This is a genomic window from Pseudomonas furukawaii (genome assembly GCF_002355475.1).
In the GTDB taxonomy this organism is placed as follows: Bacteria; Pseudomonadota; Gammaproteobacteria; order Pseudomonadales; family Pseudomonadaceae; genus Metapseudomonas; species Metapseudomonas furukawaii.
Genome location: NZ_AP014862.1, coordinates 3684798 through 3702317 on the forward strand (window position 1 = coordinate 3684798; position 17520 = coordinate 3702317).

Below are 17520 nucleotides of genomic sequence, written 5' to 3' on the forward strand. Positions count from 1 at the left end.
TGTTGCTCAGCGCTTCTTGCGGTTGGCGATGTGGATGGCGTGGCCATTCACGGCAAGCGCTGCTTCATGCAGGGCTTCGGAGAGGGTCGGGTGCGAGAAGACCATCATGCCCAGGTCTTCGGCGCTGGTGCCGAATTCCATGCCGATGGCACCTTGCTGGACCAGTTCGGCGGCGCTCGGGCCGATCACGTGCACACCCAGAACGCGGTCGGTCTTGGCGTCGGCGATGACCTTGACGAAACCGGCGGTGTCGTTGGCGGCCATGGCACGGCCGCTGGCCGCGAACGGGAAGGTGCCGACGTTGATCTCAACGCCTTCGGCCTTCAGGGACTGCTCGGTCTTGCCGACCCATGCGATTTCCGGATGGGTGTAGATGACCGACGGGATCAGGTCGTAGTTCATCTGGGCCTTGTGGCCGGCGATGCGCTCGGCAACCATGATGCCCTCTTCCGAGGCCTTGTGGGCCAGCATGGCGCCACGGACGACGTCGCCGATGGCGTAGACGCCCGGAACGCTGGTGGCGCAGTAGTCATCGACGAAGATGAAACCACGCTCGTCCAGGGTCACGCCGCTGTCGGTGGCCAGCAGATCGGTGGTCACCGGGCGGCGGCCCACGGCCACGATCAGCTTGTCGAAGGTCATCTTCTGCTCGCCTTCGGCGTCGGTGAAGTTGACGGTGACCTGCTTCTTCTTCACTTCGGAACCGGTGACGCGGGCGCCCAGACGCACTTTCAGACCCTGCTTGGTGAGGATCTTCAGGGCTTCCTTGGACACCTGCTCGTCGGCGGCCGGGAGGAACTTGTCCAGGGCTTCCAGCACGGTCACTTCGGCACCCAGGCGGGCCCAGACGGAGCCCAGTTCGAGGCCGATGACGCCGGCGCCGATCACGCCCAGCTTCTTCGGTACGGCCTGGAACTCCAGGGCGCCGGTGGAGTCGACGATCACGTCCTGGTCAACCGGGGCCGGCGGGATGTCCACGGGCTTGGAGCCGGAGGCGAGGATCACGTTCTCGGCTTCGATGACCTGCACCTTGCCGTCGGAACCGGTGACTTCGACCTGCTTGTTGGCCAGCAGCTTGCCGTGGCCTTCCAGCAGGGTCACGCCGTTGGCCTTGAACAGGGTGCTCACGCCGCCGGTCAGGTTTTTGACGATGGTGTCCTTGCGGGCAACCATGGCCGGTACGTCGATGCTGACGCCCTTGGTCTCGATGCCGTGGATTTTGAAGCCGTCATGGGCCTCGTGGTACTTGTAGGAACTGTCCAGCAGCGCCTTCGAGGGGATGCAGCCGACGTTCAGGCAGGTACCGCCCAGCGCGGTCTTGCCATCCTTGCCCTGGTACTTCTCGATGCAGGCGGTTTTCAGGCCCAGTTGGGCCGCCTTGATGGCCGCTACGTAGCCACCAGGGCCCGCACCAATCACTACCACGTCGAATTTCTGGGTCATAACTCATTCCTTCTCGGATGAAACCGGACGACCCCTCTTTCAAGGGGTCGCCGTGGGAGAGGCTGGCGATCAGATGTCCAGCAGCAGACGAGCCGGGTCTTCCAGCAGGTTCTTGATGGTCACCAGGAAGCTCACCGCCTCCTTGCCGTCGATCAGACGGTGATCGTAGGACAGAGCCAGGTACATCATCGGGCGGATAACCACCTGACCGTTGATCGCCATGGGGCGTTGGATGATGTTGTGCATGCCGAGGATCGCGGCCTGCGGCGGGTTGACGATCGGGGTCGACATCATCGAACCGAAAGTACCGCCATTGGTGATGGTGAAGGTGCCGCCGGTCATCTCGTCGATGGACAGCTTGCCCTCACGTGCCTTCTTGCCAAAGGTGGCGATGCCGCTTTCCACTTCAGCCAGGCTCATCAGTTCGGCATTGCGCAGGACCGGAACCACCAGGCCACGATCGCTGGACACGGCGACGCCGATGTCCTGGTAGCCGTGGTACACGATGTCGTTGCCGTCGATGGAGGCGTTGACCGCCGGGAAGCGCTTCAGCGCCTCGACGGAGGCCTTGACGAAGAAGGACATGAAGCCCAGGCGAACGCCATTGTGGGTCTTCTCGAACAGGTCCTTGTACTTCGAACGCAGGGCCATGACTTCGGTCATGTCGACTTCGTTGAAGGTGGTCAGCATGGCCATGGTGGACTGGGCTTCGACCAGACGCTCGGCAACCTTGGCACGCAGGCGGGTCATGGGTACGCGCTTCTCGACGCGGTCGCCAGCGGCGAACACCGGAGCCTCGGCAGCCGGGGCGGCGGGCTTGGCGGCCGGAGCGGCCGGGGCGTTCTTCTTGGCCTCGACGGCGGCGACCACGTCTTCCTTGGTCACGCGACCGCCCTTGCCGGTGCCGGCGATGCTGTTCGGATCGATGCCGTTCTCCTCGGCCAGCTTGCGGGCGGCCGGGGACAGGATGGCGTCGTCAGCGGCGGCGGCCGGGGCGGCGGCCTGGGCAGCAGGTGCGGCAGCCGGGGCGGCGGCAGGAGCGGCAGCGGCTGCGGCAGCGCCGGCGTTCAGCTTGCCGAGCAGTTCGCCGCTGAGGACGGTGTCGCCCTCGTTCTTGACGATTTCAGCCAGGACGCCGTCGGCCTCGGCCAGGACTTCCATGACCACCTTGTCGGTCTCGATGTCGACGATCAGCTCATCGCGCTTGACTGCGTCACCCGGCTTCTTGTGCCAGGTGGCCACGGTGCCGTCGGCAACCGATTCCGGGAAGGTGGGGGCTTTGATCTCGATAGCCATTGTTCAGGGTTCCTATCTAAATTCGGTTTCTTCTGCGCGAAGGCGTTAAACAGTAAAGGCATCTTGCAGCAGTTTTTCCTGCTGCTCAGCGTGCATCGAGGCGTAACCGCAGGCGGGCGCCGCCGAGGCCTCGCGGCCGGCGTACTCGAGGAACAGCCCTTTCTTGTGGGCGGTCGCCACGCGACGCATGTGGTGCTGGCTGCAGTACCAGGCACCCTGGTTCATCGGCTCTTCCTGGCACCAGACGATGTGCTTGAGGTTCTTGTACGGAGCCAGGACCTCGGCCAGGTCGTCCTCGGGGAACGGATACAGCTGTTCCAGGCGCACGATGGCGATGTCTTCGCGACCCTCGGCACGGCGCTTCTCCAGCAGGTCGTAGTAGACCTTGCCGCTGCACAGGACCAGACGATCCACCTTCTTCGGATCGAGGGTATCGATCTCGCCGATGACGGTCTGGAAGGAGCCTTCCGCCAGATCTTCCAGGGTCGAGATGGCCAGCTTGTGGCGCAGCAGCGACTTCGGCGTGAGCACGACCAGCGGCTTGCGCAGCGGGCGGATCACCTGACGACGCAGCAGATGGTAGATCTGTGCCGGGGTGGTCGGTACGCAGACCTGGATGTTGTGCTCGGCGCACAGCTGCAGGTAGCGCTCCAGGCGCGCGGAGGAGTGCTCCGGACCCTGGCCTTCGTAGCCGTGGGGCAGCAGCATGGTCAGGCCGCACAGACGACCCCACTTGTGCTCGCCGCTGGTGATGAACTGGTCGATCACCACCTGGGCGCCGTTGGCGAAGTCACCGAACTGGGCTTCCCAGATCACCAGCGCGTTGGGCGTGGTGGTGGAGTAACCGTATTCGAACGCCAGTACGGCTTCTTCCGACAGGTAGGAGTCGTACAGTTCGAACTTGGGCTGGTCGGCGAACAGGTTCTGCAGCGGCAGGTAGGTGCTGGCGTCCTTCTGGCTGTGCAGCGCCGCATGGCGGTGCGAGAAGGTACCGCGGCCCACGTCCTGGCCGGTGATGCGCACCGGGTGGCCTTCGAACAACAGGGTGGCGTACGCCATGGTTTCGGCGTAGCCCCAGTTGATCGGCATGGCACCGGCGCCCATCTTCTGGCGGTCTTCGAGGATCTTGGCGACCTGGCGCTGGACCACGAAGCCTTCCGGAATCTCCTGCAGCTTGGCGGAGAGCTCCTGCAGGGTCTTCAGCTCGAAGCGGGTGTCGTGACGCGCGGTCCAGGCATGGCCCAGGTAGGGGCGCCAGTCGACGAAGAGCTCCTTGTTGGGCTCCTTCACCAGGCTCTTGACCACGTGCTGGCCGTTGTCCAGGGCAGCGCGGTACTCGTCCACCTTGGCCTGGATAGCAGCGGCATCGAGCACGCCGGAGCTGCTCAGGGCATCGGCATACTGCTCGCGCGTGGTGCGCTGCTTGCCGATCTGCTGGTACATCAGCGGCTGGGTGCCGGACGGCTCGTCGGCCTCGTTGTGGCCGCGGCGGCGGTAGCAGACCAGGTCGATGACCACGTCGCGCTTGAACTGCATGCGGTAGTCGACGGCCAACTGGGTCACGAACAGCACGGCTTCCGGATCGTCACCGTTCACGTGCAGGATCGGCGCCTGGATCATCTTGGCGACGTCGGTGCAGTACTCGGTGGAGCGGGAGTCTTCCGGACGGCTGGTGGTGAAGCCGACCTGGTTGTTGATGACGATGTGGATGGTGCCGCCGGTCCGATAGCCGCGGGTCTGCGACATCTGGAAGGTTTCCATCACCACGCCCTGGCCGGCGAAGGCCGCGTCACCGTGGATGGAGATCGGCAGAACCTTGTCGCCGGTCTTGTCCTGGCGGCGGTCCTGGCGGGCGCGCACGGAGCCTTCCACCACCGGGGAAACGATTTCCAGGTGGGACGGGTTGAACGCCAGGGCCAGGTGGACTTCGCCGCCCGGGGTCATGACGTTGGAGGAGAAGCCCTGGTGGTATTTCACGTCACCGGAGGACAGGCCCTCGGTCTTCTTGCCTTCGAACTCGTCGAACAGGTCGCGCGGGTTCTTGCCGAAGGTGTTGACCAGGACGTTCAGGCGGCCGCGGTGGGCCATGCCGATGACGATTTCCTTCAGGCCGTAGGAGCCAGAGCGCTGGATGATCTCGTCCAGCAGCGGGATCAGGCTCTCGCCACCCTCCAGGCCGAAACGCTTGGTGCCCGGGTACTTGGTGCCCAGGTACTTTTCCAGGCCTTCGGCTGCGGTCAGACGCTCCAGCAGGTGGCTCTGGACTTCCGGCGAGAAGGCAGGACGGCCGCGCACGCTTTCCAGACGCTGCTGGAACCACTTGCGCTGATCGGAATCGACGATGTGGGTGAACTCAGCGCCGATGGTGCGGCAATACGTCTCGTTGAGCGTTTGCTGAATTTCACGCAGAGTCGCCTCCTCCTTGCCGATGTAGAGCTCACCGGTACGGAAGGTGGTATCGAGGTCGGCGTCGGTCAGGCCGTAATGGCGAATCGACAGATCGGCAGGAGCCGGACGCTGCCACAGGCCAAGCGGATCGAGCTTGGAGGCCTGATGACCGCGCATGCGGAAAGCCTGGATCAGGCGCAGGACTTCTACCTGCTTCTTCTCGTGTTCGCTGCTGACGGCGCCAGCGGAAACCGGCTGGGCGCGGCGCTGGTTCTTGGCGAGCAGTACGAAATGATCACGAACGGTGGAGTGCGAAACGTCGGTGGCAACGCTGCCGTCGGTGGGCAGTTTCTGGAAGTAGGTGCGCCACTCTTCTGGCACAGCGTTGGGATCGTGCAGGTAAAGCTCATAGAGCTCTTCCACATAGGCAGCGTTACCACCGGATAGGTGGGCGCTGTTCCACATGCGCTGCATTTCGCTTTCTTGCATGCTTTGTCACCCTCGATAAGGGGACGCCATCGGCGTGGACACCCGCAGGTTCACCAGTCCTGGCACAGCGACTGAAGTCACCAAGGATCCCGCGCAGATAGTCCGGGCACCAGCCCGGTTGCCCCTGCTGGTCATCTGTATATTTTTTCGATAAGGAGCGCGGCTTTGTGGGCTGCATTCCTGGTTTTACTGCGACGCCGGCCTGAACCGGCGCCACAGGTGTTGCGGGTACAGCAGTCGAATCAGGTACCGCTCTGCAGCAGCATGTTACGTACGTGACCGATGGCCTTGGTGGGGTTCAGACCCTTGGGGCAAACGTTCACGCAGTTCATGATGCCGCGGCAACGGAACACGCTGAACGGGTCATCCAGCGCGGCCAGTCGCTCTTCGGTCTTGGTGTCGCGGCTGTCGGCCAGGAAGCGATAGGCCTGCAGCAGCGCAGCGGGACCGAGGAACTTGTCGGGGTTCCACCAGAAGGACGGGCAGGAGGTCGAGCAGCAAGCGCACAGGATGCACTCGTACAGGCCGTCCAGCTTCTCGCGATCTTCCGGAGACTGCAGGCGCTCGATGGCCGGGGCCGGCGAGGTGTTCTGCAGGTAGGGCTGCACCTTCTCGTACTGCTTGTAGAAGATGCTCATATCGACGACCAGGTCACGAATGACCGGCAGACCGGGCAGCGGACGGATGACCAGCTTGCCGCCCTTGAGGCCGGCCGCGGACAGCGGAGTGATGCACGCCAGGCCGTTCTTGCCGTTGATGTTCATGCCATCGGAGCCGCACACGCCCTCGCGGCAGGAACGACGGTAGGAGAAACCCTCGTCCTGTTCCTTGATCAGGGCCAGTACGTCAAGAACCATCACGTCCTTGCCGTCGGTGTCGATCTGGAAGTCCTGCATGGTCGGAGCGCTGTCGCGCTCCGGGTTGTAGCGGTAGACGCTAACGGTGAGAGTCTTGGACATGTCTGCCACCCTTAATAGGTACGTACTTTGGGTTCGAAGGCCGGAACGGTCTTCGGCGCGAAGTTGACGGCGCGCTTGGCGACGCGCTTCTCACCCGGGAAGTACAGGGTGTGGCACAGCCAGTTCTCGTCGTCGCGATCTTCGAAGTCTTCGCGGGCATGGGCACCACGGGACTCCTTGCGAACTTCGGCGGCGATGGCAGTGGCCTCGGCGACTTCCAGCAGGTTCTGCAACTCCAGCGCTTCGATACGCGCAGTGTTGAAAGCCTGAGACTTGTCGTTGATCTTGACGTTGGCGATGCGGTCGCGCAGCTCGGCGAGCTGGGCGATACCCTTCTGCATGTATTCGCCGGTACGGAATACACCGAAGTAGTTCTGCATGCACTGTTGCAGCTCGCGCTTCAGCGGGGCGACTTCCTCGCCACTGGAGCGCTCGTTGACACCGGCCAGACGCTTGAGGGACAGCTCGATGTCGGTCTCGCTGGCGCCGCGCGCTTCGATACCTTCCTTGAGCGCCTTCTCCAGGTGCAGACCGGCGGCACGACCGAAGACGACCAGGTCCAGCAGCGAGTTGCCGCCCAGACGGTTGGCACCGTGCACGGATACGCACGCCACCTCACCCACCGCGAACAGGCCTTCGACGATGGTGTCGTTGCCGTTGGCGTCCTGAGTGATGGCCTGGCCGTGGATGTTGGTGGCGACGCCACCCATCATGTAGTGGCAGGTCGGGATAACCGGGATCGGGGCCACCACAGGGTCGACGTGGGCGAAGGTCTTGGACAGTTCGCAGATGCCGGGCAGGCGGCTGTGCAGGACTTCCTCGCCGAGGTGGTCGAGCTTCAGCAGCACGTGGTCCTTGTTCGGGCCCACGCCGTTGCCGGCGATCACTTCCTTCACCATGGAGCGGGCGACCACGTCGCGACCGGCCAGGTCCTTGGCGTTCGGAGCGTAACGCTCCATGAAGCGTTCACCGTGGGCGTTGATCAGGTAGCCACCCTCGCCACGGCAACCTTCGGTCACCAGCACGCCGGCGCCGGCGATGCCGGTCGGGTGGAATTGCCACATTTCGATGTCCTGAACCGGCACACCAGCACGCAGGGCCATGCCCACGCCATCACCCGTATTGATCAGGGCATTGGTGGTGGAGGCATAGATGCGACCGGCGCCGCCAGTGGCCAGAACCACGGCCTTGGAGCGGATGTAGACGGTTTCGCCGGTCTCGATGCAGATGGCGATGATACCGACGACCGCACCATCCTGGTTCTTCACCAGGTCAACGGCGTACCACTCGTTGAGGAACGAGGTGCCGTTCTTCAGGTTGGCCTGGTACAGGGTGTGCAGCAGGGCGTGACCGGTACGGTCGGCCGCGGCGCAGGTACGGGCCGCCTGGCCACCCTTGCCGAAGTCCTTGGACTGGCCACCGAACGGACGCTGATAGATGCGACCCTGCTCGGTACGGGAGAACGGCAGACCCATGTGCTCGAGCTCGAACACGGCTTCCGGGCCTACGGAGCACATGTATTCGATGGCGTCCTGGTCACCGATGTAGTCGGAACCCTTGACGGTGTCGTACATGTGCCAGCGCCAGTCGTCGTTCGGGTCGGCCGAAGCGATGGCGCAGGTGATACCGCCCTGGGCGGACACAGTGTGGGAGCGGGTCGGGAAGACCTTGGTCACCACGGCAGTCTTGTGGCCACCCTGGGCCAGTTGCAGCGCGGCACGCATGCCGGCGCCGCCGCCACCTACGATGATGGCGTCGAAAGAAAGAGTACGAATGCTAGCCATGAATCACACACCCCAGAGAATCTGCACGCCCCAAACGAAGAATGCGAACATCGCCATGCCGCATACCGCCTGGAACAGGAAACGCACGACAGTCGCCGCCTTGCCCAGCGCCATGGGCGTCAGGTAGTCGGTGGAGATGGTCCACATGCCGACCCAGGCGTGGACGCTCAGGGCGACCAGGGCCAGCAGACTGAAGATACGCATCGCGGTGTGGGAGAACAGACCATGCCATTCGGCGTAGGTCAGCCCCGGATTGGCCACGAGGTAGCCAAGCAGAAAGAGGAAATAAGCCGCGAGAACGACCGCAGAGACACGCTGGGCCATCCAGTCGTAGAGGCCCGAACGCGAGAAGTTCGTGACGTTGGTTACCATACCCACACCCCCAGCAGCACGATCAGCACCGCAGATACTACGATGACGATTTTCGAGCCCAGCTTGCCGCCCTCGAGCGTCTCGCCGACGCCCGCATCCATTACCAGGTGGCGCACGCCGGCGACCAGGTGGTAAAGCAGAGCGGACAGGAGGCCCCAAATCACAAACTTGGCCAGCGGACTGGTCAGGCACGCCTTGACCTGCTCGAAGCCTTCCTCGGAGCTCAGCGACTTGTCGAGTGCAAAGAGCAGCACGGCAATGCCGAAGAAGAGGATGACGCCAGAGATACGATGCAGGATGGACGTGTAAGCAGTGATGGGGAGTTTGATGGTCCTGAGATCTAGGTTTACAGGTCGTTGGCTATTCACGGCTTTTTTTTCACACTGAGGCCCCTAACAAACAGGGCAAGTTGTCGGGAAGTGCACTGATCAGGTACCCCTCACCAAAGGGAGTGCCGACCTCCAGAATATGGGCCCGAGGCCCCTGGCGATCGGGCGCTGAGTATAGACAGTTAGCTGACTAATGACAATGCGAAGGCCTGCCCCCAAAAGCGGATTGCACTGCCTATATAAAAGGCGTAAATAGCCCCCTTTTTTTCGTCGAAAACCCCACGCAAACCCTGCTGCCACATGGGTTTCTTCAAATTGACATTCGAATTTATCGCTCTATAGTGTCCCGGGCCCTGCGTGGGGGGCTGTCTGATGATTTCAAGCATAACTAGGAGGCCGCTATGGCTGACAAAAAAGCGCAGTTGATCATCGAGGGCGCTGCCCCCGTAGAGCTGCCCGTTCTGTCCGGAACCATGGGACCCGATGTAGTCGATGTGCGGGGCCTGACCTCCACGGGCTGCTTCACCTTTGATCCTGGCTTTATGTCGACCGCCTCTTGCGAGTCGAAGATCACCTACATCGACGGCGACAAGGGCGTTCTGCTGCACCGTGGCTATCCGATCGAGCAACTGGCGGAAAAGTCCGATTACCTGGAAACCTGCTACCTGCTGCTGAACGGCGAACTGCCCAACGCAGAGGAGAAAGCCAAGTTCGTCAGCACCATCAAGAACCACACCATGGTTCACGAGCAGCTGAAGAGCTTCTTCAACGGCTTCCGCCGCGACGCCCATCCGATGGCGATCATGTGCGGCGTAGTGGGCGCTCTGTCCGCCTTCTACCACGACTCCCTCGACATCAATAACCCGCAGCACCGCGAAGTCTCGGCGATGCGCCTGGTCGCCAAGATGCCGACCATCGCGGCAATGGCCTACAAGTACTCCATGGGCCAGCCCATGATGTACCCGCGTAACGACCTGAACTACGCGGAAAACTTCCTGCACATGATGTTCAACACCCCGGCCGAGATCAAACCGATCAGCCCGGTGCTGGCCAAGGCGATGGACCGCATCTTCATCCTCCACGCCGACCACGAGCAGAACGCTTCGACCTCCACCGTACGCCTGGCGGGCTCGTCCGGCGCCAACCCCTTCGCCTGCATCGCGGCCGGCATCGCGGCCCTCTGGGGCCCGGCTCACGGCGGTGCGAACGAAGCCGTACTGAGCATGCTCGACGAAATCGGCGACGTGTCCAACATCGACAAGTTCATCGCCAAGGCGAAGGACAAGAACGATCCGTTCAAGCTGATGGGCTTCGGCCACCGCGTCTACAAGAACTTCGACCCGCGCGCCAAGGTCATGAAGCAGACCTGCGACGAAGTCCTGGCCGAACTGGGCATCAACGACCCGCAGCTGGAACTGGCGATGAAGCTCGACGAGATCGCGCGCAACGATCCTTATTTCAAGGAGCGCAACCTGTATCCGAACGTCGACTTCTACTCGGGCATCATCCTGAAGGCCATCGGCATTCCGACCAGCATGTTCACCGTGATCTTCGCCCTGGCACGCACCGTGGGCTGGATCTCCCACTGGAAGGAAATGCTCTCCGGCCCGTACAAGATCGGCCGCCCGCGCCAGCTGTACACCGGCCACCAGGCCCGCGACTTCGTCGAACTCGACGCCCGCAAACAGGCCTGACGCTGCATATGAAAAAGGCTGCCGAAGGGCAGCCTTTTTTATTTTCTCTTCGCCTAACGGCGCTCGGCACGCTCGCGCATCGCCTTCAGGGTGTTGAAAGGTGCATCCACCACGAAGCTGTTGGCCAGCCAGGAAGGCACGCTTCCACCCGGCTCGGTATGGAGCTGATAGGTCACCTCTACCTCTCCCACCCCCTTGGGTTCCAGCTTCCAGAAGCCGCTGACCTCCGCCACCCGCACATAGCCCGCCGCCTCGGGCAGGTAGGCGGGAACCCCTTCGAGGACACGGGTGACACTGCCATCCGCCCCGAGCTGCGAAACGACATGGATCACCGAATCCCTCGGCGTCACCGGCCAGGGCGTGTTGAAGCGGGTATAGGTCCAGCTCTGGTCGCCCTCGGCCTTCAGGAGCTTCTGGTCCTTGCACTCATGGATCCACGCGCAGGAACCGCTTACATCCTCCTGCAACGCACGCAGGGTGGCGATATCGGTCTTCATGATCGCGACGCCACGGTAAGCCTTGTACCTGGATCCCGGTACCTCGGCGAGATAGACCCTGATGCCATCTTCATCCTTGGCCAGCTTCCAGTCCTCGGCATGGGCAGCGGGAGCCACCAACACCCCCAGCATCGACATTGCCACCAGGCTGTTTCTCATGCTCTCTCCTTGATCATCGCGACCGGCGCTTCGCCGACCCAAGGCATTCATGCCGCCGAAGTCGCCTGCTCCAGCCAGCCTAACAGACGGATGGCGTCCTCCCGACTGTCGCCACAGACTTCGGGATCGGCATCGAAATCTCCACAGACCTGGGGGCGACGGGGATCGCCGAACAACTGACAGAGATGCTCGACGGACAGGTGCAGACAACGCTCACCCGCCGGCTTGCCTGCGGGCATGCCAGGAATCGGAGAACTGATGGACGGCGCGATGCAGCAGGCACCACAGCCTGGACGGCACTTCATGGTGGGAACCTCGGGCGACGGTGTGAACGGCGGGACGGGATATTTTAATCGGGAGCGGGCCGCCTTGGCAGTGCCCTCTCCACCGCATCCCGATGGCCCAGCAGTTCGGCCGGGCTGTCACCGATGAGGAAATACGCCACCAGCCGACCCTCGCGGACCTCCAGACCGACGCGTCGCGGATCACGCAGGTCCAACACCTGGCTGGCCGCCGACAGACTGTGGAAGCCCCGCAGCCGCGACGTCAGGTAGAAGGCACCGGGCGCGCCCTCCTCCCCGCCGCGCCCGGCCACGACCAGGCGCTGACCGGACAGGCTGCGGGAGATACCCGAGGCGTCGACGCCGAAGACCGCTTCCCCCGGATCGCGCACCCAACCCAAGTAGAGTCGATTGAGCTCGGGCGCCTCCAAGGCAACGGTCAGCGCTATCCCGCGCGTACCGTCGTCCTCCAGGACGAGCTCATAAGGGGCCGTGTGCCCGTCGTCGCAGCGCACATGCCCCTTCAGCCGCAACCTCGTCCCCTGCCGCTCGAAAGACTCCAGGCTCTGCTCGCGACACAAGAGCTCGCGGCGCTCCCAGGCACCGCCCTCCCCTCGCCCGATCCCGGCAGCCAGGAAGCCGCCCTCGACGCGCCAGAGCACCCGATCCGGCTGCGCAACCGGATGGACCTCGAATCCACTGCCGAGCCAGGACAACCGATAGCGCCCGAAATCGAAGTCACGGGGCACCGCGAACGCCGGTGGCCGGTGGAGCTCGGCGATTACCGGCGCCTTCTGCCAGGCGTCAACGCCCCGGAGCACGGCGAGGGTCACAGCGAGCAACACCAGCAACGAGAAACCGGCGGTACGCAGGGTGCCGGCGGAGCCTCTCTTTCCTTGCAATTCAGCACCCATTAGGCTTGCGCATCCCCCTCACAAGAGCCTTCGATCATGCCGGTATGGATGCAGACCGCCGCCCTGCTCACCCTGTCCAATGTCTTCATGACCTTCGCCTGGTACGGACACCTCAAGAGCCTCAACACCAAGCCCTGGATAATCGCCGCCCTCGTCAGCTGGGGCATCGCCCTCTTCGAGTACCTGCTGATGGTGCCGGCCAACCGGATCGGCTACACGGAACTGTCGGTCGGCCAGCTGAAGATCATGCAGGAGGTCATCACCCTGGCGGTCTTCGTTCCGTTCAGCGTCCTCTACCTGCAACAGCCCCTGAAGCTGGACTACCTGTGGGCGGGGTTATGCATGCTGGGCGCCGTCTACTTCATTTTCCGCAGCTAGGCTCGCCTGCGCTTCGGCCGTGCGTTGTCAGAAATCGGCTCAGACTGCTCATTAACCATCGTCAACTCCGCGTCTTCGCCGATTTCTTCCTAGCCTGACTCTTGCTCTGCGGCCTAAGGCCCGATATCTCTCCCGCTACGCCGGTTTTTTCAGGCGGGCGATCAGGCTGGAGGTGTCCCAACGGCCGCCGCCCATGGCCTGGACCTCGGCGTAGAACTGATCCACCAGCGCGGTGACGGGCAACTGTGCGCCGTTGCGCTGGGCCTCCTCCAGCACGATGCCGAGGTCCTTGCGCATCCAGTCCACGGCGAAACCGAAGTTGAACGCCCCCTCCAGCATGGTCTGGTGGCGGTGCTCCAACTGCCAGGACTGGGCGGCACCCTTGCTGATCACCTCCATCGCAGCCTTGGCATCGAGCCCGGCACACTGGGCGAAATGCAGGGCCTCGGCCAGCCCCTGGAGCAGGCCGCCGACGCAGATCTGGTTCACCATCTTGGTCAATTGACCACTGCCCACCGGCCCCATGAGCCGGGTCAGCTTGGCGTAGGCCTCCATCACCGGCGCGGCCCTGTCGTAGAACGCCGGGTCGCCGCCCACCATCACCGAGAGCATCCCGGCCTCCGCGCCGGCCTGACCACCGGACACCGGCGCATCGAGGAAGCCCACCTCGCGCTCGGCGGCCAACGCAGCCAGCTCACGCGCGGCATCGGCCGACGCCGTGGTGTGGTCCACCAGCACCGAACCGGGCGCCATGCCGGCCAGGGCGCCGTCCTCGCCCAGCAAGACCGCTCGCAGGTCGTCGTCATCGACCACGCAGACCATGACGAACTCCGCCCCCGCCGCCGCCTCTCTCGGGGTGTCGCAGGCCTCACCGGCAAACTCGTCGCACCAGAGCTTCAATCGGCCCTTGCTGCGGTTGTAGACGCGCACCGAATGCCCTTCACAGGCCAGGTGCCCGGCCATGTTGAAACCCATGACCCCCAGACCGAGGAACGCTACTTCAGCCATTGTTCTTCTCCTTCGTCGACCTGCAGAAAAGCCTAACACGCCGTTTGCCGGCCGGCGAAAGCACCACCATACTCGCACCCAGGCCGGACTCGCCGCCCTCGCCAAGGAGAACAACATGCCGCACTGGCTGGTCATCGACCTGGAAGCCACCACCGAGGAAGGTGGCTGGCCACTGGAAGAAATGGAGATCATCGAGATCGGCGCTTCCCTGGTCCGAGCGGACGGCCATGAAGTGGATCATTTCCAGCGCTTCGTTCGCCCGCTCAGGCGTCCGTGCCTCACCGGCTTCTGCCGCCAGCTCACCCATATCAGCCAGGCCGACGTGGACGGCGCCGCCAGCCTTCCACAGGTCTGGCAGGCATTCGAACGCTGGCTCGGCCACCACCGCCCGCGCCTGGTGGGCTGGGCCAGTTGGGGGGACTACGACCGTCGCCAGCTGGAACAGGAATGGCGGCTTCACCAACTGGACAGCTTGCTGGCCGCCACCCCGCACCTGAACCTGAAGCAGCGCTTCGCCGAAGCGCGCCAGCTCGGCCGCGCCGTGGGCCTGCATGCGGCACTGCAACTGGCGGGCCTGAGCTTCCAGGGCCAGCAACATCGGGCGCTGGAAGATGCCCGCAATACCGCGCGCCTGTTGCCATTGGTGCTGCCCGCCTGAATGTACGGCGACTAGTGACGCTGCAACCGCCCTTGGGCATACTGTCGCCCCTTTCAGACCCCATCCAGGAGCCCAGCATGTTCAAGGTCAACGAGTACTTCGACGGCACCGTCAAATCCATCGCCTTCGGCATGACCGACGGCCCGGCCACCATCGGCGTGATGGCACCTGGCGACTACGAGTTCGGCACCAGCCAGCTGGAGATCATGCACGTGGTCGCCGGCGCCCTGACCGTCAAGCTGCCGGGCAGCGACAGCTGGGAGACCTTCGCCGCCGGCAGCCAGTTCACCGTACCGGCCAACAGCAAGTTCCAGCTCAAGGTCGCCCAGGACACCGCCTACCTCTGCGAGTACCGCTGAGGTCCCGCACGGTCGCGATCCACACAGAAAACCGGCCCTTGGCCGGTTTTCTGTTTCTGGGGCTCAGATCAGGTTCGGTTCCATCTCCAGCGTCACCCCGAACTTCGCCGCGATGTCCGCCTGGATGCGTCGAGCCAGCCCCTGGAGCTCCAGGCCGCTGGCATTGCCATAGTTCACCAGCACCAGCGCCTGATGCCGATGCACCCCGGCATCGCCCTCGCGGAAGCCTTTCCAGCCGGCGCGCTCGATCAGCCAGCCGGCGGCCAGCTTCACCTGGCCATCGGCCTGGGGATAGCCCACCAGGTCCGAATGCTCGGCACGTAGCCTCCCGGCCAATTCGGCACTGACCACCGGGTTCTTGAAGAAACTGCCGGCATTGCCCAGCTGCGCCGGATCGGGCAGCTTTTCGCTGCGGATGGCACAGATGGCGCGACTGACATCCCGGGGAGTCGGCACCTCGATGCCCTCGGCCTGCAAGCGCTGGCGCACAGGACCGTAGTCCAGGTGCAGCCGGGTCCGGCGGCCCAGTTTGAAACGCACACGCAGGATCACCCAGCGACCGGGCTCCTGCTTGAACAGGCTGTCGCGATAGGCGAAGCGACAGGCCGCCAGGTCGAATTCCCGCAGTTCGCCGGTGCGGCGATCCAGTGCCGTCAGGCCGGCGAACACGTCCTTGATCTCGACGCCGTAGGCCCCGATGTTCTGCATCGGCGCGGCGCCAACAGTGCCGGGGATCAGGCTGAGGTTCTCCAGGCCACCGAAGCCCTGCTCCAGGGTCCAGAGCACGAAGGGGTGCCAGGGCTCGCCGGCCTCGGCCTCCACCAGGACATCGACGCCGTCGTCGGCCAGGACACGAATGCCCCGACTGGCCATGCGCAATACCAGGGCCTCCACGTCAGCGGTCAGCAGCAGGTTGCTACCGCCGCCGATGACCAGGAGTGGATGGTTCAGCCGTTCCGCCTGGGCGATGCCCTCGCGGACCTCGCCATCGTCGTGGGCCTCCACGAACCAGCGCGCACGCACATCGACGCCGAAGGTGTTGAAGGGCTTGAGGGACAGGTTCTCCCGAACGACCAGGCTCACAGGCGCCCCTTGATCTCGAGGATCAGCGCATCGCAGGCCTGCTCCACCAGGTCGAGTACCTGCTCGAAGCCATCCTCACCGCCGTAATAGGGATCAGGTACCTCATCCAGGGCCAGCGCATAGCGACGCAGGAACAGGTCCAGCTCCGCCCCACCCTTGCCCGACTGCAAGCCCCGCAGGTTGGCCAGGTTGCTCTCGTCCATAGCCAGGATCAGGTCGAAGCGGGCAAAGTCATCGGTCGCCACCTGGCGGGCGCGTAGCATCGACAGGTCGTAACCCCGTCTCTGGGCGGCGACGCGGGTGCGCGCATCCGGGGCCTTGCCCACATGCCAGTCACCAGTACCGGCGGAGTCCACTTGTACCTGGTGCTCCAACCCCGCCTCACGGAGCTTGTGCCGCATCACCCCCTCGGCGGTGGGCGAACGGCAGATGTTGCCGAGACAGACGAAAAGGATGCGCATCAGGCCCCCAGCAGGCGCCGCACGCGCTCCAGGTCTTCCGGGGTGTCGACACCGGCGGGCGGTGCTTCGACGGCATCGGCCACATGGATGCGCACGCCATGCCAGAGCGCCCGGAGCTGCTCCAGGCTTTCGGTGTTCTCCAGCCAGCAGGGACCCCAGGCGACGAAATCGTGGAGGAAGCCGGCGCGGTAGGCATAGATGCCGATGTGGCGGCGATAGGGAACGCCCTCGGGCAACCGGTCGGGCGACGCGGCGAAGGCGTCCCGGGCCCAGGGCAAGGTGGCGCGGCTGAAGGTCAGGGCCAGGCCGTTGAGGTCGGCCACCACCTTCACCACGTTGGGATTGAACAGGGCCTGGACGTCCTCGATGGGTTCGGACAGGGTGGCGATGCCGGCTTCCGGGTGCGCCGCCAGGTTGGCCGCCACCTGATCGATGATGGACGGCGGGACCAGCGGCTCATCGCCCTGCACATTGACCACGATGGCGTCGCTGGCGAGGCCCAGTTGGCTGGCCACTTCGGCCAGACGGTCGGTGCCGGAGTTGTGGTCGGCACGGGTCAGCAGCACCTCGGCGCCGAACCCCTGGCAGGCCTCGACGATCCGCGGATCATCGGTGGCCACCACCACACGCTGGGCGGCACTGCGGCGCGCCTGCTCCCAGACGCGCTGGACCATCGGCTTGCCGGCGATATCCTGCAGCGGCTTGCCGGGCAGGCGGGTGGACGCGTAGCGGGCGGGAATGACGACGGTGAAGGCCTGGCTCATTTGTCCAGCCGCTCATCGACCGTCAGGGTGCGGGCCTCGCCCTCCAGCATCACCGGAATGCCATCGCGCACCGGAAAGGCCAGGGCGTCGGCCTTGCAAATCAGTTCGCTCTTGTCGTCGGCCAGTTTCAACGGCCCCTTGCACAGGGGGCAGGCGAGGATGTCGAGGAGTTTCGGGTCCATGGGGAAATCCTTGAGTGCAGCC

The 17520-nt window shown here is 64.1% G+C and carries 19 protein-coding genes; 4 read left to right on the forward strand and 15 right to left on the reverse strand.

The features are described 5' to 3' along the window. Positions 1-6: 6 nt before the first annotated feature. The 7 genes from lpdA to sdhC all read right to left on the reverse strand — a co-directional run bounded on the left by lpdA (position 7) and on the right by sdhC (position 9099). The gene (gene lpdA, locus KF707C_RS17155; RefSeq protein WP_003456168.1) at positions 7-1443 is read right to left on the reverse strand and encodes a dihydrolipoyl dehydrogenase; all 1437 of its coding nucleotides are present in this window, start codon (positions 1441-1443) and stop codon (positions 7-9) included. Positions 1444-1512: 69 nt separating this feature from the next. Further along, entirely contained in the window at positions 1513-2739 is a 1227-nt protein-coding gene (gene odhB / locus KF707C_RS17160; RefSeq protein WP_003456173.1) for a 2-oxoglutarate dehydrogenase complex dihydrolipoyllysine-residue succinyltransferase, read from the reverse strand. 45 nt (positions 2740-2784) lie between these two features. Continuing rightward, the gene (locus tag KF707C_RS17165; protein WP_003456178.1) at positions 2785-5616 is read right to left on the reverse strand and encodes a 2-oxoglutarate dehydrogenase E1 component; all 2832 of its coding nucleotides are present in this window, start codon (positions 5614-5616) and stop codon (positions 2785-2787) included. A gap of 242 nt (positions 5617-5858) precedes the next feature. Beyond that, positions 5859-6575 (reverse strand): succinate dehydrogenase iron-sulfur subunit, encoded by a 717-nt coding sequence (locus KF707C_RS17170; RefSeq protein WP_003456179.1) that lies wholly within the window; start codon positions 6573-6575, stop codon positions 5859-5861. Between the two features lie 11 nt (positions 6576-6586). Then, the gene (gene sdhA, locus KF707C_RS17175; protein ID WP_003456182.1) at positions 6587-8359 is read right to left on the reverse strand and encodes a succinate dehydrogenase flavoprotein subunit; all 1773 of its coding nucleotides are present in this window, start codon (positions 8357-8359) and stop codon (positions 6587-6589) included. Positions 8360-8362: 3 nt separating this feature from the next. After that, positions 8363-8731 (reverse strand): succinate dehydrogenase, hydrophobic membrane anchor protein, encoded by a 369-nt coding sequence (gene sdhD, locus KF707C_RS17180; protein WP_003456184.1) that lies wholly within the window; start codon positions 8729-8731, stop codon positions 8363-8365. After that, positions 8725-9099, reverse strand: a complete 375-nt coding sequence (sdhC, locus tag KF707C_RS17185; RefSeq protein WP_003456186.1) for a succinate dehydrogenase, cytochrome b556 subunit — start codon at positions 9097-9099, stop codon at positions 8725-8727. The genes sdhD and sdhC overlap by 7 nt, the downstream gene beginning before the upstream one ends. Before the next feature lie 362 nt (positions 9100-9461). Between sdhC and gltA the strand changes: the two genes are divergently transcribed. Beyond that, on the forward strand, positions 9462-10754 hold the full coding sequence (gltA, locus tag KF707C_RS17190) for a citrate synthase (RefSeq protein ID WP_003456189.1): 1293 nt from the start codon (positions 9462-9464) through the stop codon (positions 10752-10754). Between the two features lie 53 nt (positions 10755-10807). Here the strand turns inward: gltA and KF707C_RS17195 are convergent, their stop codons facing one another. Genes KF707C_RS17195 through KF707C_RS17205 form a run of 3 tightly spaced genes read right to left on the reverse strand, consistent with a single transcriptional unit; the run spans position 10808 to position 12605 of the window. Next, on the reverse strand, positions 10808-11410 hold the full coding sequence (locus KF707C_RS17195) for an START domain-containing protein (RefSeq protein ID WP_003456190.1): 603 nt from the start codon (positions 11408-11410) through the stop codon (positions 10808-10810). A 47-nt stretch (positions 11411-11457) separates the two neighbouring features. Further along, positions 11458-11715, reverse strand: coding sequence for a YkgJ family cysteine cluster protein (locus tag KF707C_RS17200; RefSeq protein ID WP_081608133.1), 258 nt, complete (start codon positions 11713-11715; stop codon positions 11458-11460). Between the two features lie 44 nt (positions 11716-11759). Further along, the gene (locus KF707C_RS17205) at positions 11760-12605 is read right to left on the reverse strand and encodes a hypothetical protein (RefSeq protein WP_003456193.1); all 846 of its coding nucleotides are present in this window, start codon (positions 12603-12605) and stop codon (positions 11760-11762) included. A gap of 36 nt (positions 12606-12641) precedes the next feature. Between KF707C_RS17205 and KF707C_RS17210 the strand changes: the two genes are divergently transcribed. Further along, positions 12642-12983, forward strand: coding sequence for a DMT family protein (locus KF707C_RS17210; RefSeq protein WP_003456194.1), 342 nt, complete (start codon positions 12642-12644; stop codon positions 12981-12983). A gap of 135 nt (positions 12984-13118) precedes the next feature. Here the strand turns inward: KF707C_RS17210 and KF707C_RS17215 are convergent, their stop codons facing one another. Next, a complete protein-coding gene (locus KF707C_RS17215; RefSeq protein ID WP_003456195.1) occupies positions 13119-13991 on the reverse strand; it encodes an NAD(P)-dependent oxidoreductase in 873 nt (290 codons plus the stop codon). A gap of 115 nt (positions 13992-14106) precedes the next feature. On the opposite strand from KF707C_RS17215, the gene KF707C_RS17220 reads away from it, so the two are divergent. Together KF707C_RS17220 and ppnP are read left to right on the forward strand one after the other, a co-directional pair. After that, a complete protein-coding gene (locus KF707C_RS17220) occupies positions 14107-14649 on the forward strand; it encodes an exonuclease domain-containing protein (protein ID WP_003456196.1) in 543 nt (180 codons plus the stop codon). Between the two features lie 77 nt (positions 14650-14726). Continuing rightward, a complete protein-coding gene (gene ppnP / locus KF707C_RS17225; RefSeq protein ID WP_003456197.1) occupies positions 14727-15008 on the forward strand; it encodes a pyrimidine/purine nucleoside phosphorylase in 282 nt (93 codons plus the stop codon). A gap of 63 nt (positions 15009-15071) precedes the next feature. Here ppnP and murB read toward each other — a convergent pair whose 3' ends face one another. The 4 genes from murB to KF707C_RS17245 are packed head-to-tail and all read right to left on the reverse strand — an operon-like array spanning position 15072 to position 17498. Then, on the reverse strand, positions 15072-16091 hold the full coding sequence (murB, locus tag KF707C_RS17230) for a UDP-N-acetylmuramate dehydrogenase (protein ID WP_003456198.1): 1020 nt from the start codon (positions 16089-16091) through the stop codon (positions 15072-15074). Then, entirely contained in the window at positions 16088-16552 is a 465-nt protein-coding gene (locus KF707C_RS17235; protein ID WP_003456200.1) for a low molecular weight protein-tyrosine-phosphatase, read from the reverse strand. Before KF707C_RS17235 ends, murB begins: the two co-directional genes overlap by 4 nt. Continuing rightward, entirely contained in the window at positions 16552-17316 is a 765-nt protein-coding gene (kdsB, locus tag KF707C_RS17240; protein WP_003456201.1) for a 3-deoxy-manno-octulosonate cytidylyltransferase, read from the reverse strand. The genes KF707C_RS17235 and kdsB overlap by 1 nt, the downstream gene beginning before the upstream one ends. Next, positions 17313-17498 carry a Trm112 family protein gene (locus KF707C_RS17245; RefSeq protein ID WP_003456202.1) on the reverse strand — a complete coding sequence of 62 codons (186 nt, stop codon included), beginning with the start codon at positions 17496-17498 and terminating at the stop codon, positions 17313-17315. The genes kdsB and KF707C_RS17245 overlap by 4 nt, the downstream gene beginning before the upstream one ends. Between the last annotated feature and the right edge of the window lie 22 nt (positions 17499-17520).